The following is a 25523-nucleotide window of genomic DNA, read 5'->3' on the forward strand; positions in this document are numbered from 1 at the left end:
GATGGCGGCGGGCCCACGGAGCAGGACCGGAGCGAGGGCATGGCGAGCCTTAGCGAGCCACCGAACGAAAGGGGCAAGAGCCCTTGGTTACTTGGGGCTCTTCCAAGTGACTCGCCGTAAGGGCGAAACCAATAGCCGCCGTTACCGAAGAAACGGATAAACCCCCAACCCCAAGTCAGACCTTGTCAATCGGCACCCCATGGTTATTCTTCCACATCAGCACCACAGCACTGGCAATCACCGCAACCACAATCAAGTAAATGTTGAACATCCACCCAATATTCTCCGAGTACAACCAGGTCGTCAGGTACGAAGCCGTCCCCCCAAACACCGCCACCCCCAAAGAAATGCAAACCCCAAACATCCGTGTGCGATAACGGGTCGGAATCTGCTCCGAAATCGAAGCCGGTTTACAACCGGTGATAAAGCCCACCAACAACAATCCAGCCGTCTGCGCCACCATCAACGTCCACGGTTCACTGGAAATCATCCCCCACAGCGGGAACAGCGTCGCGGCGATCCCGAGCAACGAAATCAGCGCCGAAATCTTGCGTCCCCACTGATCCGAGATCCAACCCGAAATCGGCAAAAACACCAGGTAAATGACCTGAGCAATGCAACTCATGGTGAATGCACTACGCGGGTCCATGCCCTTGACACTGATGGCGTAGATCGACGCCGAAGTCACCCACGTGTAATACGTCAACGTGGCGCCCGCTTCATACAGAAACAACCGAACGCCGTGCTGAATGATTGTGCCGCGACTCCACGCCGGTTCTTCGCACATACCACCGGCACTTGGGCTGTGCTCGCTTTCCATCATGTTGCGACGCAGCCACAAGGCAACCACCGCTAACAGGCCACCGGTGGCGAAGGGGATACGCCAGCCCCATTCCTGCATTTCACTGACCGACAGCAACGACGTCAGCAAGGCCATGTAAAACGTCGCCAGCAACGATCCGCAACCCACCGCGAGAAACACCGTGCTCGACCACAACCCGCGACGTTTCGGCGGAGCGATTTCAGCGATGTAGGCGTAAGAGGTGGTGGTTTCTCCACCGTGGGCAAAGCCCTGTACCAGCCTGGCCAACAGCAGGAGCGCCGACGCCCAGCTGCCGATTGCGTCATACGAGGGGATGAACGCAATCAGCAAACTGGCGCTGGCCATCAGCAGCATGGTGCTGAGCAGCACCATGCGCCTGCCGAGTCTGTCGGCAAGGATGCCAAAGAAGATGCCGCCAATCGGCCGTAACAGGAACCCGGCGGCAAACACCGCCAGCGTGTTGAGGAGGGCAGAAGTGGCGTTGCTTTTGTCGAAGAGTGCCGCCGCGATGTACACCGACGCGACGGTATAGATCGTCCAGTCGAACCATTCCAGCAGGTTGCCGACGCCGGTGGCCATCAATGACTTTCTGCGCAAGGTGGTACGTGTTTTGGCCTGCCCGATCGAGTAGTCGGGCATGGTCTCGGTGATGTTATTCATTGTTGGCTCCGAGATGTTTCATGAACCACGGGATGTGGTGGGTAACGATGAGTTGCGTAAAGCTCCCTGAAAAAACGAGATGTCCCTGAATGCAAAACCTTGTAGGAGCCAGCTTGCTGGCGATCCAGGCACCGCGGTGTGTCAGGTGCACCGTGGTGATTTCATCGCCGGCAAGCCGGCTCCTACAGGTGGCGTCCGCGGATCAGGCGCGCAGATGCGCCAGCGCTACTTCCTCGATGCCGGCGGCATCCAGTTTGTAGTGCTCGTACAAGTGCGTCGGCGGTGCGATCAGGCTGTACTCGTCGTAGATGCCGTGGCGCTTGAGTTTCACGCCGACGCCTTCATCCGCCAGCACTTCGGCCACCGCAGCGCCCAGGCCACCAAGCACGTTGTGCTCTTCGACGGTCATCATGCGTTTGCTGCGTGCAGCGGCGCGCAGGATGGCGTCACGGTCGATCGGCTTGATCGACGCCATGTCGATCACGCCCACCGAACGCCCTTCGGCATTCATTTTGCGAGCCGCCGCCAGTGCCGGATGTACGGTGATGCCGCAGGCGATGATGGTCAGTTCCTCGCCTTCGAAGTGTTCATGAGCCTTGCCGAATTCGAAGGTCACGCCGTCTTCGTAAACGATCGGATCGCGACCGCGACCAATGCGGAAATACACCGGCTTGTCGTAGGTGGCCGAGGCTTTGATCGCTGCGACCAGTTGCGCGCCGTCCGCCGGCGACACCACCGCCAGATCAGCGATCGAGCGCATGGTGGCGATGTCTTCGGTGGCGTGGTGCGAGGTGCCATAGAAGCCCAGGGAAATGCCGGTGTGGTGCCCGATCAGGCGCACCGGTTGCGCCGAGTAGGCGACGTCCATGCGGATCTGTTCGCAGCACAACAAACCTAGGAACGAGGCAAAGGTCGCCACGAACGGCATCACCCCACACGTGGCCAGACCGGCGGCGGCCGTGACCATGTTCTGCTCCGAGATACCGAATTGCAGGTAGCGCTCGGGGTAGCGGCTGGCGAATTTGTTCAGGCCGTTGGAGTACTGCAGGTCGGCGGAACCGGCCATCACCGGATACCCGGCCTCGGTCAGTTCAATCAGCGCATCGGACAAATACGACAGGCCGGGGTTGAGCGCGTTAAGGCCACGGTACTGCCAGGAATTGGGGGAAAGAGGGGCATTCATGTTCAGATCTCCATGGCTTCAATTTCAGCGATAGCGCGTTTGGCGTCTTCCGGGTCGAGGTAACCGAGGTGCCAGCCGGGTTCGGTTTCCATGTAGGAAACGCCTTTGCCCTTGACGGTTTTGGCGATGATGCACACCGGCTTGTCGCGGGTTTCATCGGCTTTGACACGGCGCAGGGTTTCAGTCACTTCGGCAATGTTGTGGCCGTCGATGACGTGCACTTCCCAACCGAACGCGCGCCATTTTTCGTCCAGCGGTTCGATGCCGATCACGTCGTCGACCGAGCCGTCGAGCTGGAAGCCGTTGCGGTCGACAATCGCGATCAGGTGCCGGGCTTTGTGATGAGCGGCGCTCATTGCGGCTTCCCAGACCTGGCCTTCCTGCATTTCGCCGTCTCCGAGCATGACGAACACGTCGTAGACTTCGCCGGTGAAACGCTGCGCCAGGCACATGCCCAGGCCGCCGGAGAGAGCGTGGCCGATGGAGCCGGAAGAGAAGTCGATGCCGGGCACTTTGCGCATGTCAGGGTGATCGCCCAAAGGGCTGCCCAGGCGCGTGTATTCATCGAGCCACTCCTTGGGGAACACGCCAAGGTCCGCCAGGATCGGGAACTGGCCCACGGCAGCGTGGCCCTTGCCCATCAAGAAGCGGTCGCGGCCCGGCCATTTCGGTTCGTCGGGGCGAATGGTCATCACGTCGTAGTACAGCGCCGAGAACAATTCGGCGGCGGAAAACACCGAGGTGTAGTGGCCGGTCTTGGCGATTTCAATCAGGCGGATCGTTTCCAGGCGGACGAATTTCGCCCGGTCTTTCAACATCCTCACGGTCTCGGCGGACGGCACAAAATTGCTGGCTTTCCACTGTTCGAGTGTTTTGCGGGGTGCAGACATCTCTACCTCCAATCACAGGCATGAATTTGTTGAAGTTGAATCTCAGCGGCGGGGTTTGAACTTCACCCGGATAGTGGTGGGTTCAACGGCGCTTTTGAGTCGGTGCTCAGTGGGTCAGGCCTTCCAGCGCGCGCATCGCCCCGATCAGTTCGTCACACGTCAGTGCGTCGCCCGATACCGAGAGAAAATTGCGAGCGTGAGGCGCTTTCAGGGTGGGCTCGGCCACTTGCATCAACACCGAATCATCGATGTTGAGTACGCCCAGTTCGGTCAAGTTGCGGGGCAGGCCGATGCGTTGATAGAAGCTCAACATGTCGCCCATGAGTTCGGCGTCGCGATCTTCCAGTACCAGCTGCACGAGCAAGCCGTAGGCCACCTGGAAACCGTGGACCTGCTGTTGCGCGCCGGGGATTTTCGACAGGCCACGGGTCATCGCGTGGGCAATGGACAAACCTCCGCTTTCGAACCCCAGGCCGCTCATCAACAGCACCGCTTCAATCAGGTGGTCGAAGGCGACCGTGACCTCGCCGGTACCGGCCTGCGCCAGCGCGGGTTCGGCGTATTGGCGAATGATGTGATAGCACTCGCGGGCGAGCACCAACCCTGACAGTGCCGGGCGGGCACCAAACATGTTCACGCCACCGGACTTGTAGCACTGCTCGGCTTCGAATTTTTTAGTCAGCGCATCGGCAATCCCCGCGAGCAAGAACTGACGCGGTGCCTGGGCGATCAACGCGGTGTCCACCAGCACATAGCGCGGGCTGACCAGCAAGTGGCCGACTTCGCTCAGTTGATGGTGGGCGTCGTAGACCACGTAGTTTTTCGACGTGGGTGCATCGTTGGAGGCCACGGTCGGCATGGTGATCAGCGCACGACCCGAGGTGTGGGCGAGAGCCTTGCCGGCGTCGATGCACTTGCCGCCACCGACGGCCAGGATCATGTCGAACCCGACCTCTGCGGCCGCCGCTCTCAGGCCGGCGATGCCGTCGGCGGTGATCTCGCCGTCGAAGGTGATGTAGTGCAACTCGACGCCGTATTGCGCACAGGTGGCATCGAGGCGTTGCCGGATCAGGCCCAGCACATAACTGTCGATGACCACCACGGCCTGGCGTCCGCAGTGCGCCAGATAAGTGCCCGCCTGGGCGAGCACTTCAGTGCCTTGGACATACCGTCCGGGCGAGCCGAAAACCAGATTCATTCAGAACCTCTCACTTCACTGCTTATTGTTATTCGAGGACTCGGCGACAGGCTGCCGGGGTCTCGGTCTTGTTGTGATGCATGATATATCATGTATTTGAACGGTCAAGCGCTCAAGCGACGAGATGACCTCAGGCGATCGAATAACCGCCATCGACCGGCAAGGTTGCCCCCGTCACGTAACGCGCGTTGTCCGACACCAGGAAGGCGATTACGTTGGCCACGTCTTCCGGCTCCCCCCAGCTCTTCATCGGGATACGCGCCATGATCCCTTCGGATCGCGTCGGGTCCTCGAACGCTCGGCGCGACAGGTTGGTCATGATCCAGCCCGGCGCCACGGCATTGGCCCGCACGCCATCGGTCGCCCAGGCCACGGCCATGCAGCGGGTCAGTTCGGAAATGGCCGCTTTGCTCGATGCATAGGCCGGGGTCTTGGCGGAACCGAAAATCGCCAGCATCGAGGCGAAATTGACCACCGCCCCGCGCGCGGCTTTCAGGCCGGGCAGGGCCGCGTTGGTGATGCGCATTACGGCGGTGAGGTTGACGTCCATTACGCGGCTGAAGCCTTCCAGCGCCCACTCGCGGTTGTGGTCAATGATGCCGGCGGCATTGACGATGGCGTCGATGCGCTCGAACGGCTCGAAGAAGCCGCTGACCGCTTCGTCGTCGGTCACGTCCAGTTCCCGGTAATGAATGCCCTCGACCCGTTGCTCGGGTTCGCCGAGCCCCACGGTGAACACCTCATAACCGTCCGCGTGCAGACGTTGAGCAGTGGCCAGGCCGATGCCGGAGCCGCCGCCAGTCACGATTGCAGTCTTTTTCATGGTCTTTCCTTATGCAGGGGAGGCGGGCGCATCACACGCCCGATCTGGAAAACAGAAACTCGGCCAGCAGATCGATCTGGCCGGTGATCATGTGCGCACCTTTATGAATGACGCAGCCACGCTCGGCGGCGGCGCTCAGCAGCGGGGTGATGTCCGGGTTCATCACCACTTCACCGACCACCGTGCCGGGGGCTAGGGTTTCGACAGGCAGCGGCAGCGGGTCCTCGGCTTTGAGGCCCAGCGCGGTGCCGTTGATCACCACATCGAAACCCGTCGCGTCGGCGAGGCCGGCGCTGACCTGCCGACCGGGGAACATCTGCCGCAGTTCATGAGCCAGCGCTTCAGCCTTGGCCGGCGTGCGGTTGCTGATCACCAACTCTTGAAGAGGCTCGGCGAGCAGTGCGTGAGCAATGCCCGTCGCTGCGCCCCCCGCACCGAGCAATAAAACGCGTTTGTTGCTCAGGTCATGGCCCTGCTTTTTCAGGCCAGCGACAAAGCCGTCGCCATCGAACATACGCCCGCTGAAACGGCCGTCGGGCAGGCGTTTGGCGACGTTGCACACTTGCAACAGGCTGGCCGTGCCTTTGAGCTCATCGCACAATTTCGCCACCTCAAGCTTGTGCGGCACGGTGACAATCACCCCGCCAGGTTTTCAATCCCGCGCAAACCTTCCCATGCCGTGGCGAGGTTGGCCGGTGAGACTTCCCAGGGCACCAACACGCCGTCGTGGCCGAGACGTTCCAGCAGCGGGTTGAAAAATTCCGGGGTGCGCAGGTGTTTGGCAGGGTAGGTGAGATGAACCACGACCCGGGTTTTACCGGTGATAGGCATTGCCATGTTCCTTTGTGATTTTGTTGTGATGCATGATATATCCTCAATGTGAGCGTGAGTCAACACGGTGGTGAATCCAGACGCAGTAGCGGTGGAAAACCGATGATGTATCATGCGTTATTCGCGCTTGAGGCCTGCAGGTCAGTCAATCTGCCGAGCCGGCGCACCTTCATTGAACCTGGAGATCGAGTAACCGTGACCGTGCATAAGCCCATTGATAAAGGCAACTTGAGCGAACGGGTGTATTCCATTATTCGCACCGCGTTGATGGACGGGCAGTACCAACCCGGTGACCGGCTGCGTATCAGTACGCTGGCCGAGGAATTCGGTGTGTCGATCACCCCCGTGCGGGAAGCGATTTTCCGTCTGGTCAGTGACCATGCGCTGGACATGAAAGCGGCGACCTCGATCTATGTGCCGGAGCTGACGGTCAGCCAGCTGCGTGAAATCCAGTTGATCCGCCATTTGCTGGAAGGCGAGGCGGCCGGCGTGGCGGCCCAGCGGATCACCCAGCCGGAACTGGAGAAACTCGAAGCCATTCAGGACGCGTTCCAGAAGGCGGTTTCGGTCGACTACAAACAAGCGGCGCTGCTCAACCGCGAGTTCCACTTCGGTTTGATCTCTGCGGCGCGCATGCCCGTGGTGTCGAAAACCCTGGAAAACATGTGGGTCATCATGGGGCCGCTGCTGAGCCGGTTTCATGCCGAGGTACCCAAGCGAGAGTTGGCCAGCGCCAAACACAAGCATTTCGAAGTGCTGGACGGCTTGCGTACCCGTGACTCGGCCAAAGCCAAAGACGCCATGCAGGCCGATATCGCCTGGGGCGAGCTGATGATCGATTGGCTTGAGAAAAAGGAAAACCTCGCTGAGGCATAACCACCGCGCCTCTGTCGCATCAAGCTGAACCTGCCGCCCGAGCTCCACATCAGGAGCCTCGGGCGCTGTCGTTTTATGGCTGGCCGAGCGGGGTGGCACTGGAACGTTCAGTCGGGCAATCCACTTGCCACCTTCGCCACCTTTGAGTGGCCAACCTTGAGGGCATCAGTATCGTTGCCAGCCCTCCCGAGCAGAACGCCTGATTGCGCAAAGGTGTTTTGAACAGGATTCAGCAATCTCTCCGAGGTCTTTGCGTTATGGGTTTCGGTGTCGGGGTTTTCTGTGATTTTTCGAGACGCCGGACTCGCCTGGGGTTTTGCTCTGATCCGTATTTTTCTGCGCTATCTGCATCTGTCATGTACCAGGCCTGCGCCCCACAATGGCCGCACGGTCCGCAGTCGCGGTAGCCACTGAACCGCAAACTCATCATGTAGGAGGCCCCATGCCCAAGATGGCCATTTTTCTGGGTGGATTTCTGCTGTTAACCATTTTGATCGGTGCCTTGGCCACGATCTCTCCGACCTGATTCCTTCCTTCAATGCGCAATAAGCACAACGCCTCCACTTGGGAGGCGTTGTTGTTTCAGCGGTACCGTTTATTTACAAGAATCCGTCGATGAACCCCGTAACCTGTAGGAGCCGGCTTGCCGGCGATGGCGTCATCACGGCTACCACCGCTTCGCCAGCAAGCTGGCTCCTACAGGTAGGGGCATAACCCGCAATTTGTAGGAGCCGGCTTGCCGGCGATGGCGTCATCACGGCCACCACCGCTTCGCCAGCAAGCTGGCTCCTACAGATCAGGGCATAACCCGTCATTTGTAGGAGCCGGCTTGCCGGCGATGGCGTCATCACGGCCACCACCGCATCGCCAGCAAGCTGGCTCCTACAGGTAGGGGCATAACCCGTCATTTGTAGGAGCTGGCTTGCCGGCGATGGCGTCCTCACGGCCGCCACCGCTTCGCCAGCAAGCTGACTCCTACAGGTCAAAACGATCCAGGTTCATCACCTTCGTCCACGCCGCTACGAAGTCTTTGACGAATTTCTCCTTCGCATCACTGCTGGCATACAGCTCGGCCAAGGCCCGCAGTTGCGCATTCGAGCCGAAGACCAGATCGACCCGCGTCCCGGTCCATTTCACTTGGCCGGTTTTGCGATCGCGCCCTTCGAACTCCTGATTGGCGTCCGACACCGGCTTCCATTCCACCCCCATGTCCAGCAGGTTTTTGAAGAAGTCGTTGGTCAACGCCTCCGGTTGCTGGGTGAACACGCCGTGTCGGGTTTGTCCGACGTTGGTGTTCAACACCCGCAAGCCGCCCACGAGCACAGTCATTTCCGGTGCGCTGAGGGTCAGTTGTTGCGCCTTGTCGATCAACAGGTGCTCGGCCGTTACGCGGTAGCGGGTTTTCAGGTAGTTGCGGAAACCATCGGCGATGGGTTCGAGGAAGCCGAAGGATTCGACGTCCGTTTGCTCTTGCGAGGCGTCCGTCCGTCCCGGTGTGAACGGCACCGTCACGCTGTGACCGGCATTTTTTGCGGCTTGTTCGACACCGGCGCTGCCGGCCAGCACGATCAGGTCCGCCAGCGAGATTTTCTTGCCGCTGTTGTTGAACTCACGCTGAATGCTTTCCAGTTTCGCCAGCACGCTCGCCAGTTGTTCGGGCTGGTTGGCTTGCCAGGATTTCTGTGGCGCCAGTCGCAGGCGTCCACCGTTGGCGCCGCCACGTTTGTCGGAGCCACGGAAGCTCGACGCCGCCGCCCAGGCCGTTGATACCAGCTGCGAGACGCTCAGGCCAGAGGCGAGGATTTTGCTCTTGAGTGCTGCGACGTCACTGTCATTGACCAAGGCATGGTCGACCGGCGGAATCGGGTCTTGCCACAACAGTTCTTCCTTGGGCATTTCCGGGCCGAGGTAGCGCGAGAGCGGGCCCATGTCGCGGTGGATCAGCTTGAACCAGGCGCGGGCGAAGGCATCGGCCAACTGATCCGGATTGGCCAGGAAGCGCCGGGCAATCGGTTCATAGATCGGGTCGAAGCGCAGCGCCAGGTCCGAGGTGAGCATGGTCGGGTTACGCCGCTTGGACGGGTCGTGTGCATCCGGAATGGTGCCGGCCCCGGCGCCGTTTTTAGCCACCCACTGGTTCGCGCCTGCCGGACTTTTGCTCAATTCCCACTCGAAGCCGAACAGGTTTTCCAGGTAGTTGTTGCTCCACCGGGTGGGTGTGGTGGTCCAGGTCACTTCCAGCCCGCTGGTGATGGTGTCCGGGCCTTTACCGGTGCCGAAGCTGTTTTTCCAGCCAAGGCCCTGAGCTTCGAGACCGGCGGCTTCCGGCTCGGCACCGACGTTGTCGGCAGGGCCGGCGCCGTGGGTTTTACCGAAGGCGTGGCCGCCGGCGATCAGGGCCACGGTTTCTTCGTCGTTCATGGCCATGCGGCCGAACGTTTCGCGGATGTCCAGGGCTGAAGCGACGGGATCGGGATTGCCTTCCGGACCTTCCGGGTTCACATAGATCAGGCCCATCTGCACGGCGGCCAGTGGGTTTTCCAGATTGCGCCCCTCATCGGTACGGCTGTCTTCATTTCTCCCGGGCTCGGCCACCAGTGGAACATCGCCGGGTGCTTGCACGGGTTTTTGCGCTTTGTCGTAGCGAACGTCACCGCCCAGCCATTTGTTTTCCGAGCCCCAATAAACGTCTTCATCGGGTTCCCAGACGTCTGCGCGGCCACCGGAAAAACCAAAGGTCTTGAAGCCCATCGACTCCAGCGCGACGTTACCGGTGAGGACGATCAGGTCGGCCCAGGAAATGTTGTTGCCATACTTTTGCTTGATCGGCCACAGCAGCCGGCGCGCCTTGTCGAGGCTGACGTTGTCCGGCCAGCTGTTGAGCGGGGCAAAGCGCTGTTGACCGGAACCGGCACCGCCCCGACCATCACCGGTGCGGTATGTGCCGGCGGCGTGCCAGGCCATGCGGATGAACAGCGGCCCATAGTGACCGAAGTCTGCTGGCCACCAGTCTTGTGAGTCGGTCATCAGTGCAGTCAGGTCGCGCTTGACCGCCGCAAAGTCGAGTTTTTTGAACGCTTCGGCGTAGTTGAAGCCCTCGTCCATGGGGTCTGACAGGGACGAGTGCTGGTGCAGGATCTTCAGATTCAGTTGGTTCGGCCACCAGTCACGGTTGGTGGTGCCACCGCCTGCGGCATGATTGAACGGGCATTTCGATTCGTTTGCCATGTGCGAGCTACCTTTGGTCGTGTTCATCCGGCTATCGGGCCCGGGGCGGGCGTTAAATAGCAACGAGCGGAATCAAGGACATAGGCTGCAGGGCCAGCAGTTGGATCAACTGATTGTGGTGACCACACGGGAATTCTGAACAGCGGCAATCAGGTTGCCTGCGCGGTGGCCCACGGGTGGCCTAGTCAAGCTTCGGGCTCATTCCTGTCTCCTTTTCAGCGCTAATCCGGCCGGCTTATGGCGCCAGCGCAGACTAAGGTTAGACCTGAGTCGGGAAGTCAGCTAATAGGGCGAGTGTTGGGGCGTGATAGACGTACTCTTTCAATCTGGCGCCCGGAAACATTTCAAGGCCTCGGTTGTTTGCGCTACTGGCTGGGTGCCACAATACTTCTTTGACGAAGCATCATGATCAGGCGGATCAAATGGAAGGACTCGGACCCCGGTATGACCCGGATGCTTTGATAGCAGCGCAGGTACGCACTGATCGCCTGCACCAGTTGTTCCATCAGTCGGTGACGGCGATTCCGGGCAGTGTCCTGGCGGCGATCATGCTGTGCCTGCTGTGTTGGGAGCGCTTCGATCACCACGTCATTTTTTGGTGGATGGGCATTCTGACGGCGTCGACCTCATTGCGAGTCTCGATGTTTATCGCCTATTTCCGCAGCGACAAAAGTACGCGCACGCCTGAGCAGTGGGAGTGGAAATACTGGAGCACGCTGGTGTTATCTGCCGGTATCTGGGGCGCAGGCGCGCTGGCATTGATGCCCCCGGACGATATTCTGGCTCAGTCACTGGTCATGCTTTTTACCGTCGGGATGTCGGTCAGTGCGGTGTCCTGCTATTCGGCCTACCGATACATGACGCTGGTGTCCATTGGCCTGGTGTTGTTGCCGTGCACGATATGGCTGTTGTTCCAGCCGTCAGCGATGCAAGTCGGCATGGCACTGGCAGTGTTGGTGTTTGCCTCATTCGTGGCCAGCGCTACCCGCAAACTCTCCGATGCGGTGGAAACCGCCTTTCGATTGACCCGTGAAATGGAGCAGGCGCACCGCATTTCCAATCTTGCCGCGCAGACCGATGAACTCACTGGCCTGAGGAATCGCCGGGCTTTTTTCGAGCATGCCCAGCAGTTGCACAGTTACTGTAAAAACAATCAGCTGCCGCTGTGCGCCGTGATGCTTGATATGGATCACTTCAAACACATCAATGACACCTATGGCCATCAGGTCGGGGATCAGGTGCTGAGTCAGATGGGCCTGGTCATCAGCACCTCGTTTCGTGAAACGGATGTCTACGGCAGGCTGGGGGGAGAGGAGTTCGCCATTCTGCTCCCGGACACCTCGATTGAAGAGACCTTGAACATTGCCGAGCAACTCATCCGCTCGATTGCCGAATTGATGACCGGGCCGGTGCATTGCATAACGGCCAGCCTCGGTGTCGCGTCGATGGACGCCTCCGACCTTGATTTGCACAGCTTGATGAACAACGCCGATAAGGCCCTGTATCGAGCCAAGGCCCGTGGCCGAAACCAGATCGCCGTTTCCGAGTGATGCCGTGCAAGGCTTGTGACCTCGCGGTCATTCAAGTTGCACCGGCAGAGCGCGCTTCTATATAGTGGCAAAATAATATCAACTATAAATAATTTGCCAGCAGGGCTGCATTCACACCGTTGGGCGCTCCGTGCTGGTTGACGAATCGCGCACTTGAGAATGTCCATGCCTAATCGCTCTCTGCACTTCAAGCTGTTCTGGACGGCCCTGATCGGGACCGTCGTCGTCATGGCACTGCTGCTGGGCTCCATCGCCTATATCGCTTATGGCTCCTCCGTCAAAGAAACCGCCGAACTGGTCGACACGGTCGTCAAGGCCAATGCCAAGGAAGTGGAAGTCGAACTGGGTGTCGGTTTTACCGTCGCCGAATCGCTGGCCAGCGTCGCAACGGCCATGCAGCAACAACACGTTGATCGCAAGACCGCCGATGCCGTGACCCGCCAACTGTTTGAAGCCAATCCGCAACTTTTGGGCCTGGGGCAGTATTGGGAAAAAAACGCCTTTGATGGCAAGGACAGCGAATTCGCCAACCAGCCGAATCACGACGCCACCGGCCGTTACCTGACCTACTGGAACCGTGCGAGTGGCTCGGTGAAATCGGAAGCGCTCAGCGGTTATGCCCCGGAAAATGCCGATAACCAGTACTACTATCAGCCGCTGCACAGCCGTCAGCCGTGGGCTTCCGAACCGTTTGCCTACAGCACGGGCAGCGGCCAGAAAGTCATGATGGTGTCGATCATGGCGCCACTGTTGCAGGGCGGCAAAGCCCTGGGCGTGGCGGGTGTCGATATCCCGCTTGAAAGCATCAATCGGCAACTGGCGAAAATCGATGCCTACAAAGGTTATGGCGCTCTGGTTTCGAGTAACGGCCTGTACGCCAGCCACCCTGATGCGAAGCGTTTGAGCCAGCCGGCCGACGATTTGCCGACGGCTGCCAAAGAGGCGATCAAGGCCGGTCAGCCGTATGACTTCCAGCGCGATGGCTGGGGTTATGTGTTGCAACCGGTGCGCATCGGCAAAGCCCCGAACACTTGGGCGCTGATGGTGGCGTACCCGCTGGACGAAGCCATGGCGGGCATCAATCAGTTTCTCTGGACTGCGGTCGTCATCGGCCTGGTGGCGCTGTTGGTATTGGCTATCGTGCTCTGGCATTTGCTGGCGTGGCATATTCGTCCGCTGTCCGGCTTGACGGTCGGCATCCAGGCCTGGGGCGGCGAATTGGGCTTGCGATTTGAACAACGCAGCGGCGATGAAACCGGCAAACTGGCGGGCGCGTTCAACCAGTTTATCCAGCGCCTGGGGGATCTGGTGGGGTCGATTCGCCACAGCAGCGGCGCCCTGATGCAGATCTCCAATCACCTGGGCGATACCACTCAGGCCGTTGCCGACCGGGCGACGTCGCAGCACACCGCGACCGAAGAAATGGCCAGCGGCGTCACCGCGCTGGCGCACTCGGTCACCGAGATGTCGCAGCAAGCCGAAGACGTGGAGCAACTGGCGCGCAACACCGAAGAGCTGACCAAGCATATCTCCGGCGATATGAACCAGACCCTGGCCGGGATCACCCACATCGACCAGACCATGGACGACGTTGCCGGCACTGTGGGCGACCTGGAAAAACGCTCGCAGCAGATTGCCGGGATCATCGCGGTGATTCGCAGCATCGCCGACCAGACCAACCTCCTGGCCCTGAACGCTGCAATCGAAGCCGCACGGGCAGGGGAGCAGGGACGCGGATTCGCCGTGGTGGCGGACGAAGTTCGGCAACTGGCAGAACGCACCAGCCGCTCGACCGGTGAAATCGGCGAGATGATCGGCGCCATCGGTTCGGATGTGCGCAACACCGTTGCCAACGTCCAGCAAGTCGGCGAAGCGGTGCGCCTGGGCGTGGTGCAACTGACCACCTCGGCACAAGGTGTCGATCAGATTCGCCAGCATGCCCAGGACATTCTGACGCGCATCAGCGAAGTGGCGCGCCAGACCCAAAGCCAGGCCGCCACCGGTGAGCAATTGTCCGTCGCCATCCAGGGTGTCAGCCGGATCTCCGAGCAGAACGATCACGCGATCCGCAGCCTGCTCGATCAGTCGCTGCAATTGCGCGATCAGGCCGGGTCGTTGAACCAGCAACTGACGCAATTCAAGGATTGAGAACGGCCTGCAGGAGGCGGCGGTGAAATTTTGCGCCGTCGCCGCTGACCACCGGCGCTCAGGCTTTTTCGCACGGACAGTGGCAGTTAATGCGCAGGGTGTTTGATGACAGTATTCTGTCTGCATAACAATCACCGCTGAATTGTGCGAGCGCCAACCCTTGAAGAGTCGAGCATTGCTGGTTGGGGTGGACATGGGCACCTCAAGCACTCGAGTCGTTGTCATGGACGAAAACGGCCGCAACCTGGGCGCCGCCAGTCGCCCCACACGTTTGTTGAATCCTGCGCGTCAGGTGTTCGAACAGAGCCCTGACGAACTGTATGCCTCGGTCCTGTTGGCGATAAAGGATGCCTTGAGTCAGTCCGACTTCCAGCTCGCGGACGTTGGCGGCCTAGCGATTTGCGGACAGATGGCCGGGATTTCCACCATCGGCCGGGACTGGGAGGCGACCACGCCTTATGACTCGTGGCTGGATCTGCGTTGCGCCAATCAGGTCCCGCGACTGAAGACCTGCGAGCCACAGATCATCCAATGCTCGGGTGGCCCGGTGAGTGCCAATCACGCGGCGAAATGGCTGTATTGGCGCGAGGAACAACCGCACACCTACCACAAGATCAGCAAGATCATCATGCCGGCCGCGTATGTGGCGGGGCGCATGGCCGACTTGAACAGCGATGCCGCGTTCATGGATTACACCTACCTGGGCTTCAACAGTTTTGCCGACAGCCAGGCGATGCAGTGGAACACTTCGCTCATTGAGGCATTCGGCCTTGAGGCCGACCGGCTGCCCACGCTGGTAAAACCCTGGGATCGCATCGGCGCGGTCGGCCTCAGTGCGTCGAGCGTTTGCGGACTGTTGGCCGGCACGCCGATTTATGCCGGCTGTGGGGATATCGCCGCCTCGTTGCTGGGCACCAGGGCCTTCACGCCGGGGCAACTGTTCGACATTGCCGGCACCGGTTCAGTGTTGGCGACGTTGCTCGACCACTATGCGGTCGACTCGCAGCACAACACCCTCGCCACGTTCCGGCATTGCATCCCCGAGCTGTTTTATTCGATGGCCTACGTCGGTGGGGCCGGCATCAGCCTCAATCGGTTCGGTCTCGATAGCGTCGAATGCCAACAGCTCGAACAGCGGGCCGCCGCGCCGTTGGCCGAGCGCAATAAATTATTGTTCTTGCCCCATCTCGGCGGGCGCCATGCACCGTTCGATGCCTCGCTGGCCGGCGCCTTCGTCGGTCTCGACTGGACCCACGACCGCAGCGACCAATACCGGGCGATGCTGGAGTCGATTGCCTACGAATACGCGCGTTTTCTCGGGTGCATGAAAGACATGCAGATCGTTGTCGATCCGGTTGATGTATTCAGTCTGGGCGGCGGGTCCGGCAGCCAGCTGTTTAACCAGATCAAGGCCGATGTGCTGGGCCTGCCTTATCGCAAACCTCCGGCCGCCGAGTACGGTGTGCTCGGCGCAGCCATGTTGGCGGGGCACGGTGCCGGGGTGTTCGCTGATTTGCAGCAGACCGCCACTGATTGGCCGCGTCCGGACGAAACCCTGACCTTGCCCGACGTTTCGAAGCAGGCGTTCTACGCCGGCATGCGCAAGGCCTATGAGCGAATGCTGACAAACCTCAAGCCGGTATTTGCCGATCTGCAGACGGTTTCGCTTCCCTGAGCACGATGGCGTCGGGCGTCGGGCTCAGAATGTGTCGCGACGCGGTGTCGAGGTGCTTGAAGTACTGAACGGCAAACTCCACGAAGGATCTGACCCGTGGCGGTAATTTCTTCCCGCCTTCGGTGAGCAAATGGAACCCCGTGGTGGGGCATTGATAGTCTTCCAGCAGCGGCACCAGCCGCTTGGCCTGAATGTCCTCCGCCACCTCCCAGACCGACTTCCAGATAATTCCCAAGCCTTGAACCGCCCACTGGCGCAGGGTAAAGCCGTCGTTGGCCAGCCGGTTGCCCTTGACCTGAATCGTGGTCGGCACGCCCTTGCTGATGAACTTCCAGCGATCCAGTGCAAAGTCGGCGCGCAGTTGCACCAGGCAGTTGTGTTGATGCAGGTCTTCGGGGTGCAGGGGCGTGCCGTGTTGTTCAAGGTACTGCGGCGAACAGCAGACCATTTGCCGGTCCACACCCAGGCTGCGGGCGATCAGCGAGCTGTCCGGCAGGTCGCCGAAACGGATCGCGATGTCCGAGCCGGACTCGACGAAGTCCAGTATCCGGTCAGTGAAAAACAGACGGATGCTGACATGCGGGTTTTCGCGGATAAACGCATCGACCAATTGGCTGACCCACTGCCGACCCAGGTCGGTCGGGCAGGTCAGGCCGATGGTGCCTAGCAGGTCGCTTTGACCGTTTTTGATGACGCTGTCGAGCGCATCAACCTGTTCGAGAATTTTCAGGGCGTTCTCAAACAGCAACTGCCCTTCGGCGGTGGGGCTCAAGCTGCGGGTGTTGCGCTTGAGCAAGCGCAAACCATAGAACTCCTCCATCGCCTTGAGCCGGCCACTCATGGCCGCTGGCGACAGGCCCATTTGTCGTCCGGCGGTTGAAAGTGACCCGGTCTGCACGACCAGGCGAAACATTCGCATGTCCTGTAATCGATCAACCATGGCAGTTCGTCTCGCGGAAGTTTCTTGTTAGTTGTTCATGAAGTATCGGCCGATTATTCAGTTAAAGCCATATTGTCGGCGGCGTTGATAAGTACGGCCATAAACATGAGAGCCCCTTGGGGCGGGCGTTTCAGGGCACTTGTGAAGGTAATTCAAATGAGTTTGTTGTTGGCTTCACCTTTCGGAAAAGTTGAAAAGTCAATTTTTTAAAAGTGAATAGAAAATGCTGGGTGATTGTTAATAATGAATGCCTGCGCTTGATGAGTCACAATAAGAAGAGGGTTTATGTATGCGTGTTCAATATCAAGAGGCCGCCCCAGCGATTGATCTGGCCGGCCAATTCAAATTGGCGATGGGTCGCTTCGCCTCCTCCATAACCCTGATCACCACACTCGATGATGACGGCCACCCCCATGGTCTGGCGGCAACCGCTTTTTCTTCGGTGTCGATGGACCCCGCGTCGGCGCTGATTTGCATCAACCGAAGCGCCAGCGCCTCACCCGTGATCAAACGCTCCGGGCTGTTCTGCGTGAACATGCTGCAAAACAACCACGAACCGATCTGCAAGATTTTCAGCCTGCCGGACCTGCGCGAGCAGCGCTTCGTCGCAGGCGATTGGCAGACCGGCATGCACGGCATTCGTTACCTGGTCGACGCGCAGGCTGCGATCTTTTGCGAAGTAGTGCAGGAAATCGAACACGGCACGCACACCATATTCATCGGCAACGTCATTGATGTGATTACGCAACCTCTGGAAGAGCCGCTTCTGTATATGGGCGGGCGTTACAGGGAACTTGGGAATTAAACAGTCGTTGTGTCTTGCTCGGTCTTATAACAATTAGATAAGAAGTGGATGTGGGTATGAATAATCAGTTGCTGGTGAAATCAAGACTGTCCGGGTCCATTCCCAAGTGGATCGGACTGGACACCAATGTCGCAGGCCCGATGATCGGCCTTTTATTGTTATGCACGGTATTAACAGTCTTCACCGATAGTTTTCTGACGTTGAGTAACCTGCTCAACGTACTGGATCAAGTCACCGTGCTCGGCATCATGGCGCTGGGCATGACGCTGGTGATTCTCATCGGCGGTATCGACCTGTCCGTGGGCGCGGTGCTCGCGGTGGCGATCATGGTCATGAGCTGGCTCGAACAGGTGCTCGGGTTGCCGATGTGGGTCGCCATGCTCGGTGCGATCGCTGCCGGTGCGGCGTGTGGTTCAACCACGGCGTTGATGGTGGTCAGGGCAGGGTTGCCGTCTTTCATTGCGACGCTGGCAATGATGTCCATCGCTCGCGGGCTGGCCTACATGGTTACTGACGGCGCGCAAGTCAGCGGTTTCCCGGAGTGGTTCAGCAACCTCTCGGTGATTCGCTACGGCGGTGTGCTGTCGCTGACCGTGACCTGCTTCATCGTGCTGGCCCTGGTGTTCTGGTTCGTTCTCAAGTTCACCGTCCCCGGCCGCAGCCTGTACGCCATCGGCGGCAGCAGCAAGGTGGCCAAGCTCGCCGGCATTCGCGTCAAGGGCTACACCAGTGCCGTCTACATCATCTCGGGCATTTGCGCCGCGCTGGGCGGAATCATCATGACCTCGCGCCTGGACACTGCCGGAGCGGGCGCCGGCGTCGGTTATGAGCTGGATGTGATCGCGGCGGTGGTCATCGGTGGCGGCAGCCTCAAGGGCGGCGCCGGCAGCGTGGTCGGCACGATTGTCGGCGTACTGATCATCGGCGTTTTGCGCAACGGCTTGAACCTGGCCGGCATCTCTCCCTTCGTCCAGCAAGTGGTCATCGGCGCGGTGATTGCCTTCGCGGTGATGCTCGATCTGCTCAAGCGCAAAGCTGACTGAACCCCCTGTGGTCGAACCGTCCAACACACAATAAAAAGGATAAAGACATGAACCTCCACGCATTTTCGCGGCGCTTTCTGTGGCTGCCGCTGTTGACCTGCATGATGTCGGCAGGCGTTCACGCCGAGAGTAAACCGGCGGAACAAATCACTGTCGGGATGTCGATCCCGAGCCTGCAATGGGTGTTCTACCTGATGGTCCGTGACGGCGTCATGGAACAGGCCAAGACCCTGGGCATCAAGAACGTGCTGGTGGCCGACGCACAGGCCGATCCCGCCCGCCAGGTCAGCCAGATTCAGGACATGTTGAGCAAGGGCATCGATGTGCTGCTCTATACCGCCACGGGCAGCGCGGCGTCGGCCGTGCCGGTGCGGCTGGCGCGCCAGCAGGGTGTGCCGGTGATCTGCATTGACAATTTCCCGAAGAACGTCGAATGCGATGCCTACATCTCCACCGATAACCTGGCGGCAGCGGGTGAGCTGGCCCGGCAGATGATCGCGCTGACCGGGGGCAAGGCTGAAATCGGCCTGCTCCAGGGCACCTTGGGCGACTCGACGGAAGTGGCTCGGGCCAAGGGCCTGAACGCGGTGCTGTCCCAGGCGCCGGAGATGAAAATCGTCGACCAGAAGCCTACCGACTGGCTACAGGACAACGGCTTCAAAGTCGCCCAGGACATGCTGCAGAAGAACCCGAAGATCAACGTCTTCATCGGGCGTTCCGATGCCCCGGCGCTCGGTGCCGCCCAGGCGGTCAAAGTCGCCAACATCGATCACAAGGTCTGGGTGTTCGGCTACGACGGTTTGCCGTCGGCGCTGGAAGCCATCCGCGACGGCAAACTGGACATGACCATCACCCAGCAAGCGGTGGAAATGGGCCGTACAGCCTTGCGCACTGCGGTGAATCTGCAACAAGGCAAACCGGTCGAGAAGACCCAGCTGCTGCCGGCCTTCGTCACCACCCGGGAAAACGTCGCGGCTTTCCTTGAGCAACATCCTTGAGATCGGCGAAGGAGGGCACGTCATGAAAGCGATCACCAGCGATCAGGCGCCGCTGTTCAGCGCCTGCAACATCGGAAAATCCTTCAACTCGGTCAAGGTGCTGGAGGACATCAGTCTCGATATCGGTTACGGGGAAGTGGTGGCGCTGCTGGGGGAAAACGGTGCGGGCAAATCGACCTTTTCCTCCATCGTCGCCGGAGCGCTGACGCCGTCCAAAGGTACGATGTTCCTCGCCGGCCAGCCCTATGCACCGATCGGTCCGGGGGCGGCGATTGCCCTGGGGATCAACATGATTCATCAGGAGATCCATCTGCTGCCTGACCTGAGCGTGGCCGAGAACGTTTTCCTCGGCCATCTACCGACCCGGGACGGGATCATCGACCGCAAGCACATGTACCGCGAGACAGAAAAACAGCTGCGTCGACTGGGCCTCGATATCTCGCCGGACACCCCTGTGCGCCAGTTGAAAATCGCCGCGCAGCAACTGGTGGAGATTGCCCGGGCGCTGACGTTCAATTCGCGGCTGCTGATCCTCGACGAACCGACGGCGGCGCTGGGCAAGGAAGAGACCGACCTGTTGTTCAGGCAGATCGAGGAGTTGAAGAAAGAGGGCGTTTCTTTCATCTACATCAGCCATCGGATGGAGGAGATTGCCAGGATCGCCGACAAGGTGGTGGTCATGCGCGATGGTCATCTCATTGCTCGTCACGAAACCGGAGCGGCCGATGTCAGCGTGCTGGTGTCGCAGATGGTCGGACGTTCGATCGAGCGCTTGTTTCCGCAGCTGCCAGCGCCTCGCGAAGAGGTGGTGTTGAATGTCGAACAGCTGTCGGACAAGGCCGGGCGCTTCCACGACATTTCGTTTTCGGTGAAGGCCGGCGAAGTCTTCGGCATCGCGGGCATCGTCGGCGCCGGCCGCACGGAGCTGGTTCAGGCGATTGCCGGGTTGAGTGCGGTGAATCACGGCAAGGTGATGCTGGGTGACCGGCACCTGCCGGCCAACAACGTGCTGGCGGCGATCCGTGCCGGCGTGGTGCTGATCCCCGAAGACCGCAAGTCCGAAGGTGTGGTGCTGAGCCAGACCATTGCCGAAAACCTTGCCTACTGCAATCTCGACAGCCTGAGCTCCTGCGGCGTCATGGCCAATCAGCGGGTGCTGGCGTTTGCCCAGGAGCGCATTGCGACACTGGGGATCAAGGGCCTGGCGGAACAGATGCTCGACAAGTTGTCGGGCGGCAATCAGCAGAAAGTGGTCATCGCGAAATGGATCGCGCGCAACCCGAAAGTCATCATTCTCGATGAGCCGACCCGGGGCATCGACATGGGCGCGCGAGCGGCGATTTACGAGTTGATCATCGAACTGTCGAAGACCGGCGTGTCGGTGATTGTCGTGAGTTCCGACCTTGAGGAAGTCATCGGTTTGTCCCATCGGGTGATGGTCATGGCGCGCGGTTGTTCCCAAGGGATTTTGCACCGGCCGCAGATCGCGCCCGACACCATCATGACCCTGGCCACCGCTTGATAACGGGCTGTCACTGAGGAGCTCCATCATGTCTACCCCGTATCAACCGCTACCTTACCGGCCCTTTACCGAGTTGCTCGACTTGCGCGGTAAAACCGCCGTCGTCACCGGCGGTGGCAGTGGCATCGGGTTCGCCATCAGCCAACGGCTGGCCGAAGCCGGGGCCAACGTGCTGATCGGCAGCCTGGCGCCAGAGCGTTGCCATGAACTGATCGAAGCCGGTTTTGCCGTTTCGTTCCTGGCCACCGACGTCTGTCGTCCCGCCGACATCCAGGGCCTGGCAGACACCGCCATCGAGCGTTACGGCCGTCTCGATATCTGGATCAACAACGCGGGTGTTTATCCGCTCAAGGCCGTTGACGACATTGATCCGGGTTTCTGGGACGAACTCCACGCCATCAATACGCGTGCGGTGTTTCTGGGGGCACAGGCCGCTCAACGGCAGATGCGCAAGCAGGCGAGTGCCGGGGCGATTGTCAATCTGTCGTCGATTTGCGGTCACCGGCCGATGGCCAATCACTGCACCTACGACGCGTCAAAAGGCGCGGTGCTGGCGATGACGCGAAGCCTGGCCAAGGACCTGAGCGCCTTCAACATTCGCGTCAACTCGGTATCCCCCGGGCTGACGGCAACGCCAGGCAATCTGGAGCCGGAGCTGCTCGCGCAACACCGACAGAACAACGTGTTGAACAACATTGCACTGGGTCGGCCGGCAGAGCCCTTCGAGATCGCCAATGCGGTGCTGTTTCTGGTGTCGCCGCTGGCTTCCTACGTGACGGGTATCGATCTGTTGGTGGACGGCGGCTGGTTGCTGCACGGCAGTTGAAGAGGCGCGGCTGATTGCGCTTGCTCAAGCCGATCGCCGCGAAAAATTGAACGCATCCCTTGAACGTTGCGACTTGCAGCGCCGGCACTGGCACGCCTGCAAAACGAGCGCACGTCCTGAAAGCGGTGTGCCGCGCATTGATATCAAGCGGCGCACCGATCACTGAAAACAGCAGGAGAACGACATGAAACTTGCCATGTTCATGCAGCCCCTTCATCACAAGGGCTGGGATTATCACGAGATGTACGACCAGGATATTGCCTGCGCCGTCCACGCCGACGCCGTCGGTTTTGATGAGCTTTGGGTCGGCGAGCACACCTCGCAACGCACGGAGCCGGTGACCAATGCCCTGCAATTCATGTCCGCCCTGATTCCGCTGACCCGGCGCATGAAGTTGTGCACCGGGGTGCTGAACCTGCCGCATCATTTTCCGGCGCGGATTGCCGCTGATGCCGCGATGTTCGATCACATGTCCAAGGGCCGTTTCATCATGGGCATCGGCCCGGGTGGCCTGGCCTCGGATTTCGAGGTGTTCGGCAGCAACGGCAAGGACCGTGGGCAGATGATGGTCGAATGCTACGAGATGATCCGCGCCATCTGGAACTCAAGCGCCCCTTACGAGTTTTCCTCGGAGCACTTCCAGGTCAGCCTCAAGGACTCGGTGAATCACGAGCTGGAAATCGGCTACATGCCGACGCCGTTCCAGAAGCCGTTCCCACGGGTTGCAACCACGGCCATGAGCCCGTTTTCCGGAACGGCGAAACTGGCTGGGGCCAAAGACTGGGACCTGATGTCGGCCAACTTCAACCCGACGGCGACCGTGGCCTCCCATTGGCTGGCTTACTGCCAGGGCGCCGAAAGTGCCGGGATCAAGGCCGATGCGAACAACTGGCGCGTGGCCCGTTCGGTGTTCGTCGCCGACTCCCAGGCCCAGGCCGAAGACTACCTGGCACAAGACAGCTGCACCCTGCGCCGTTACTTCGATTACATGATCGATAACCTGTCGTCCAACAACTACACCAAGATCTTCAAGACCCGCCCCGACATGACCGATGCGGAAGTGACGGTCGATCACTGCATCAAGGAAATGGTGATTTACGGCGACGTGAATTCCGTGACCGAACAACTGGTCGCGTTCAGTGAGCAGACGGGGCCGTTCGGCACCTTGATGACCGCCTTCCACGAGTGGGATGACGAAGCACTGTGGCGGCGCTCGATGGAGCTGACGGCGCAGCAGGTCATGCCCCGTCTGAACGACTACATGACACCGCGTTTGAAAGCGCAGTAATCGCCTTGTCGCGATTGCGTGCGTGTGTACGGCCACGTCCCGGATGTGGCCGCAACTTTGGTAATGCGCCTGGACACTACACATGACTGATTTGACAAGACAGGACCTGCGCGAAGGTGATCGCGCGTTCGAACTGACCGCCACTGAACTGGCTCGTCTGCGGGAAAAAGCCCAGTTCATTCGCCTGGAAACCATCCGGCTGATCGAGATCGCCAAGGTCGGTCACTACACCTCGGTTTTTTCCGCCGCCGAGTTGTTCGCCGCGCTGTATTACGACGTGATGGACTTGCGGTTTGGCGAGCCGAAATGGCCTGATCGCGACCGCTTCATGATGGGCAAGGGGCATGCGGCGGTCGGCCTGTTTCCGGTGCTGGTGGAGTGGGGCTTCTTTGCGAAAGAGATCCTCGATAACTACACGCGCCTCGGCAACCCGCTGGGCGATCACCCCGACATGCGCAAAGTGCCGGGCGTGGATTTCTCCTCCGGTTCCATCGGGCACGCCTTGTCCGGCGGCCTGGGCATGGCATTGGCCGGGCGCATGCTCGGCAAGTCGTTCACCACCTACGTGATGCTCGGCGACGGTGAAATGCAGGAAGGGCAGGTCTGGGAAGCGGCTCTGGGAGCGGCTCACCATAAAGTCCACAACCTGGTGGCGATCATCGACCGTAACGGCTACCAGCTCGACGGCAATGTCGACGACGTCATCGGCATCGAACCGCTGGCGGACAAATGGATCGCCTTCGGTTGGGAAACCCACGTGGTCGACGGGCATGACCTGGCGGCGGTCACCCGTCTGTTGCGTCGCCTCAAGGCTGATACCACTCGCACGCAGCCGGTTTGCATCATCGCCAACACGGTGAAAGGCAAGGGCGTTTCCTACATGGAAACCGAGCCCGGCTGGCACCTCGGTTATCTCGATCCGGAAGATGCGCAACGTGCTATCGACGAAATCAAAAGCAAGGTGATTTAACTCATGAATACCGCACCTCTGTCGAACAACTCCTGGCAGTACCGGGAACTGAACAGCCAGACACCCAGCTTGAATGCCTTGTCTGATGCACTGATCGAACTGGTCGAGCAGGGCGAGCCGATTGTCGCCGGCACCGCTGACTTGCAGTACTCCAACGGCCTGTCGAAATTCGCGCAGCTGCACCCGGAGCGTTTCGTGCAATTCGGGATTTCCGAGCAAAACATGGTGTCGGCGGCAGCCGGCATGGCGGCGGTGGGCATGAAGCCGTTTGTGGCGACGTTTGCCTCGTTTCTGCCGTTGCTGTGCTGCGAGCAGATCCGCATGGACGTGGCGTACTCCGCGTTGCCGGTACGTTTGATCGGTCACCATGCGGGGATTTCCCTGGGCTTTTATGGCACTTCGCACCACGCCACTGAAGACCTGGCGATCATGCGTTCGATTGCCGACATCACAGTGGTCGCTCCGGCGGACGGCAATCAGCTCAAGGCGGCCATTCTGGCGTCGGCCAACTACCCGCAACCGATCTACTTCCGCATTCAGCGCGGGCGTGATCCGGTGGTGTATGACACCGTTCCGGACTTTGTCTTCGGCAAAGCCACTGTGCACTTGACGGGCGATGAGCTGACGATCATTGCCACTGGCTCCACGGTTCACCCGGCCCTTGAAGCGGCTCGGGCGTTGAATGCCGCGGGGCGTTCGGTGGGGGTGATCGACATGACGACCATCAAGCCGCTGGACCGTGAGGCGGTGCTGACTGCGGCGCGCAATAGCCGGGCGATTCTGACGGTGGAAGAGCACAACATCATCGGCGGCTTGGGTGGGGCGGTGTGTGAGGTGATTGCGGAAGAGGGCGTTGGGGTCAAAGTGCGGCGGCATGGCATTTACGACGAGTACAGCCTGATTGCGCCGCCGACTCATCTTTACCGGCATTACCGGCTTGATGCGGCCGGGATTGAAAGTGTGGCGCTGGAAGTGCTGGGTTGATTGCGGTTTTTTGCTGACTGATTGAGGCGGCTTTTGGTGAGGTCGCCTGAGGTTTTTCCCTTTGGGCGTTATGGGCCTGTACGTGTGACCGGGGTGTTCATTGACGAGCGCGCTGGTTGCACGTTTTTTTTTGGCTTGGTGTTTGTGTACATATCCGTTTTTGCGGTAACGGCCGCTAATGGTTTCGCTTTTACAGCGAGTCACTTGGAAGAGCCCCAAGTAACCAAGGGCTCTTGCCCCTTTCGTTCGGTGGCTCGCTAAG

The 25523-nt window shown here is 59.9% G+C and carries 20 protein-coding genes and 2 pseudogenes; 13 read left to right on the forward strand and 9 right to left on the reverse strand.

Annotated features, from left to right (window positions below; translation table 11 throughout):
• Positions 1 to 175: 175 nt before the first annotated feature.
• The 7 genes from ACM6IO_RS23400 to ACM6IO_RS23430 form a co-directional block, all read right to left on the reverse strand.
• The gene (locus tag ACM6IO_RS23400; RefSeq protein ID WP_192228396.1) at positions 176 to 1483 is read right to left on the reverse strand and encodes an MFS transporter; all 1308 of its coding nucleotides are present in this window, start codon (positions 1481 to 1483) and stop codon (positions 176 to 178) included.
• Between the two features lie 202 nt (positions 1484 to 1685).
• Positions 1686 to 2666 carry a transketolase family protein gene (locus ACM6IO_RS23405; RefSeq protein WP_008033976.1) on the reverse strand — a complete coding sequence of 327 codons (981 nt, stop codon included), beginning with the start codon at positions 2664 to 2666 and terminating at the stop codon, positions 1686 to 1688.
• Between the two features lie 2 nt (positions 2667 to 2668).
• Positions 2669 to 3556, reverse strand: a complete 888-nt coding sequence (locus ACM6IO_RS23410) for a transketolase (protein ID WP_192228395.1) — start codon at positions 3554 to 3556, stop codon at positions 2669 to 2671.
• Positions 3557 to 3662: 106 nt separating this feature from the next.
• Entirely contained in the window at positions 3663 to 4754 is a 1092-nt protein-coding gene (locus ACM6IO_RS23415; protein WP_192228394.1) for a glycerol dehydrogenase, read from the reverse strand.
• Between the two features lie 130 nt (positions 4755 to 4884).
• Positions 4885 to 5577 (reverse strand): SDR family NAD(P)-dependent oxidoreductase, encoded by a 693-nt coding sequence (locus ACM6IO_RS23420; RefSeq protein ID WP_008033971.1) that lies wholly within the window; start codon positions 5575 to 5577, stop codon positions 4885 to 4887.
• A 31-nt stretch (positions 5578 to 5608) separates the two neighbouring features.
• A complete protein-coding gene (locus tag ACM6IO_RS23425) occupies positions 5609 to 6205 on the reverse strand; it encodes a shikimate dehydrogenase family protein (RefSeq protein ID WP_414912317.1) in 597 nt (198 codons plus the stop codon).
• Between the two features lie 8 nt (positions 6206 to 6213).
• Positions 6214 to 6408, reverse strand: coding sequence for a hypothetical protein (locus ACM6IO_RS23430; protein ID WP_414912318.1), 195 nt, complete (start codon positions 6406 to 6408; stop codon positions 6214 to 6216).
• 195 nt (positions 6409 to 6603) lie between these two features.
• Between ACM6IO_RS23430 and ACM6IO_RS23435 the strand changes: the two genes are divergently transcribed.
• Complete coding sequence (locus ACM6IO_RS23435; RefSeq protein ID WP_032829125.1) at positions 6604 to 7284, forward strand: GntR family transcriptional regulator; 681 nt, start codon at positions 6604 to 6606, stop codon at positions 7282 to 7284.
• 975 nt (positions 7285 to 8259) lie between these two features.
• Here ACM6IO_RS23435 and katG read toward each other — a convergent pair.
• The gene (gene katG, locus ACM6IO_RS23440) at positions 8260 to 10512 is read right to left on the reverse strand and encodes a catalase/peroxidase HPI (protein WP_192228392.1); all 2253 of its coding nucleotides are present in this window, start codon (positions 10510 to 10512) and stop codon (positions 8260 to 8262) included.
• A gap of 422 nt (positions 10513 to 10934) precedes the next feature.
• Here katG and ACM6IO_RS23445 point away from each other — a divergent pair, with 422 nt between their 5' ends.
• From ACM6IO_RS23445 to ACM6IO_RS23460, 4 genes and pseudogenes are all read left to right on the forward strand, one after another.
• Complete coding sequence (locus ACM6IO_RS23445; RefSeq protein ID WP_008042064.1) at positions 10935 to 12062, forward strand: sensor domain-containing diguanylate cyclase; 1128 nt, start codon at positions 10935 to 10937, stop codon at positions 12060 to 12062.
• 393 nt (positions 12063 to 12455) lie between these two features.
• A pseudogene (locus ACM6IO_RS23450) lies at positions 12456 to 13349 on the forward strand (cache domain-containing protein); the annotation flags it as partial.
• 324 nt (positions 13350 to 13673) lie between these two features.
• A pseudogene (locus ACM6IO_RS23455) lies at positions 13674 to 14210 on the forward strand (methyl-accepting chemotaxis protein); the annotation flags it as partial.
• A gap of 187 nt (positions 14211 to 14397) precedes the next feature.
• Positions 14398 to 15885, forward strand: a complete 1488-nt coding sequence (locus ACM6IO_RS23460; protein ID WP_414912322.1) for a xylulokinase — start codon at positions 14398 to 14400, stop codon at positions 15883 to 15885.
• Here the strand turns inward: ACM6IO_RS23460 and ACM6IO_RS23465 are convergent.
• The gene (locus tag ACM6IO_RS23465; protein WP_414912319.1) at positions 15842 to 16825 is read right to left on the reverse strand and encodes a LysR family transcriptional regulator; all 984 of its coding nucleotides are present in this window, start codon (positions 16823 to 16825) and stop codon (positions 15842 to 15844) included. The genes ACM6IO_RS23460 and ACM6IO_RS23465 overlap by 44 nt on opposite strands.
• A 289-nt stretch (positions 16826 to 17114) precedes the next feature.
• Between ACM6IO_RS23465 and ACM6IO_RS23470 the strand changes: the two genes are divergently transcribed.
• From ACM6IO_RS23470 to ACM6IO_RS23505, 8 genes are all read left to right on the forward strand, one after another.
• On the forward strand, positions 17115 to 17630 hold the full coding sequence (locus tag ACM6IO_RS23470; RefSeq protein ID WP_414912320.1) for a flavin reductase family protein: 516 nt from the start codon (positions 17115 to 17117) through the stop codon (positions 17628 to 17630).
• 56 nt (positions 17631 to 17686) lie between these two features.
• A complete protein-coding gene (locus ACM6IO_RS23475; protein ID WP_008033226.1) occupies positions 17687 to 18673 on the forward strand; it encodes an ABC transporter permease in 987 nt (328 codons plus the stop codon).
• Between the two features lie 47 nt (positions 18674 to 18720).
• Entirely contained in the window at positions 18721 to 19671 is a 951-nt protein-coding gene (locus tag ACM6IO_RS23480) for a sugar ABC transporter substrate-binding protein (RefSeq protein WP_192228388.1), read from the forward strand.
• A 22-nt stretch (positions 19672 to 19693) separates the two neighbouring features.
• On the forward strand, positions 19694 to 21193 hold the full coding sequence (locus ACM6IO_RS23485; protein WP_414912321.1) for a sugar ABC transporter ATP-binding protein: 1500 nt from the start codon (positions 19694 to 19696) through the stop codon (positions 21191 to 21193).
• Between the two features lie 28 nt (positions 21194 to 21221).
• Positions 21222 to 22019: an SDR family NAD(P)-dependent oxidoreductase gene (locus ACM6IO_RS23490; protein WP_207286420.1), complete on the forward strand. Its 798-nt coding sequence runs from the start codon at positions 21222 to 21224 to the stop codon at positions 22017 to 22019.
• Between the two features lie 184 nt (positions 22020 to 22203).
• Complete coding sequence (locus ACM6IO_RS23495; protein ID WP_008033231.1) at positions 22204 to 23307, forward strand: LLM class flavin-dependent oxidoreductase; 1104 nt, start codon at positions 22204 to 22206, stop codon at positions 23305 to 23307.
• A gap of 82 nt (positions 23308 to 23389) precedes the next feature.
• A complete protein-coding gene (locus ACM6IO_RS23500; protein ID WP_008042088.1) occupies positions 23390 to 24277 on the forward strand; it encodes a transketolase in 888 nt (295 codons plus the stop codon).
• A 3-nt stretch (positions 24278 to 24280) separates the two neighbouring features.
• The gene (locus ACM6IO_RS23505) at positions 24281 to 25261 is read left to right on the forward strand and encodes a transketolase family protein (protein WP_192228383.1); all 981 of its coding nucleotides are present in this window, start codon (positions 24281 to 24283) and stop codon (positions 25259 to 25261) included.
• The last annotated feature ends 262 nt before the right edge of the window (positions 25262 to 25523 follow it).

The sequence above is a fragment of the Pseudomonas sp. IT-P44 genome, assembly GCF_949768225.1.
Classification (GTDB): domain Bacteria; phylum Pseudomonadota; class Gammaproteobacteria; order Pseudomonadales; family Pseudomonadaceae; genus Aquipseudomonas; species Aquipseudomonas migulae.

Excerpts from the sequence above, each read along its gene's own strand:
- ACM6IO_RS23410 (WP_192228395.1), bottom strand. The coding sequence starts at position 3,556 with ATGTCTGCACCCCGCAAAACACTCGAACAGTGGAAAGCCAGCAATTTT.
- ACM6IO_RS23500 (WP_008042088.1), top strand. The coding sequence starts at position 23,390 with ATGACTGATTTGACAAGACAGGACCTGCGCGAAGGTGATCGCGCGTTC.
- ACM6IO_RS23475 (WP_008033226.1), top strand. The coding sequence starts at position 17,687 with ATGAATAATCAGTTGCTGGTGAAATCAAGACTGTCCGGGTCCATTCCC.
- ACM6IO_RS23485 (WP_414912321.1), top strand. The coding sequence starts at position 19,694 with ATGAAAGCGATCACCAGCGATCAGGCGCCGCTGTTCAGCGCCTGCAAC.
- ACM6IO_RS23400 (WP_192228396.1), bottom strand. The coding sequence starts at position 1,483 with ATGAATAACATCACCGAGACCATGCCCGACTACTCGATCGGGCAGGCC.
- ACM6IO_RS23430 (WP_414912318.1), bottom strand. The coding sequence starts at position 6,408 with ATGCCTATCACCGGTAAAACCCGGGTCGTGGTTCATCTCACCTACCCT.
- ACM6IO_RS23495 (WP_008033231.1), top strand. The coding sequence starts at position 22,204 with ATGAAACTTGCCATGTTCATGCAGCCCCTTCATCACAAGGGCTGGGAT.
- ACM6IO_RS23480 (WP_192228388.1), top strand. The coding sequence starts at position 18,721 with ATGAACCTCCACGCATTTTCGCGGCGCTTTCTGTGGCTGCCGCTGTTG.
- ACM6IO_RS23420 (WP_008033971.1), bottom strand. The coding sequence starts at position 5,577 with ATGAAAAAGACTGCAATCGTGACTGGCGGCGGCTCCGGCATCGGCCTG.
- ACM6IO_RS23490 (WP_207286420.1), top strand. The coding sequence starts at position 21,222 with ATGTCTACCCCGTATCAACCGCTACCTTACCGGCCCTTTACCGAGTTG.
- ACM6IO_RS23505 (WP_192228383.1), top strand. The coding sequence starts at position 24,281 with ATGAATACCGCACCTCTGTCGAACAACTCCTGGCAGTACCGGGAACTG.
- katG (WP_192228392.1), bottom strand. The coding sequence starts at position 10,512 with ATGGCAAACGAATCGAAATGCCCGTTCAATCATGCCGCAGGCGGTGGC.
- ACM6IO_RS23445 (WP_008042064.1), top strand. The coding sequence starts at position 10,935 with ATGGAAGGACTCGGACCCCGGTATGACCCGGATGCTTTGATAGCAGCG.
- ACM6IO_RS23470 (WP_414912320.1), top strand. The coding sequence starts at position 17,115 with ATGCGTGTTCAATATCAAGAGGCCGCCCCAGCGATTGATCTGGCCGGC.
- ACM6IO_RS23405 (WP_008033976.1), bottom strand. The coding sequence starts at position 2,666 with ATGAATGCCCCTCTTTCCCCCAATTCCTGGCAGTACCGTGGCCTTAAC.
- ACM6IO_RS23415 (WP_192228394.1), bottom strand. The coding sequence starts at position 4,754 with ATGAATCTGGTTTTCGGCTCGCCCGGACGGTATGTCCAAGGCACTGAA.
- ACM6IO_RS23465 (WP_414912319.1), bottom strand. The coding sequence starts at position 16,825 with ATGGTTGATCGATTACAGGACATGCGAATGTTTCGCCTGGTCGTGCAG.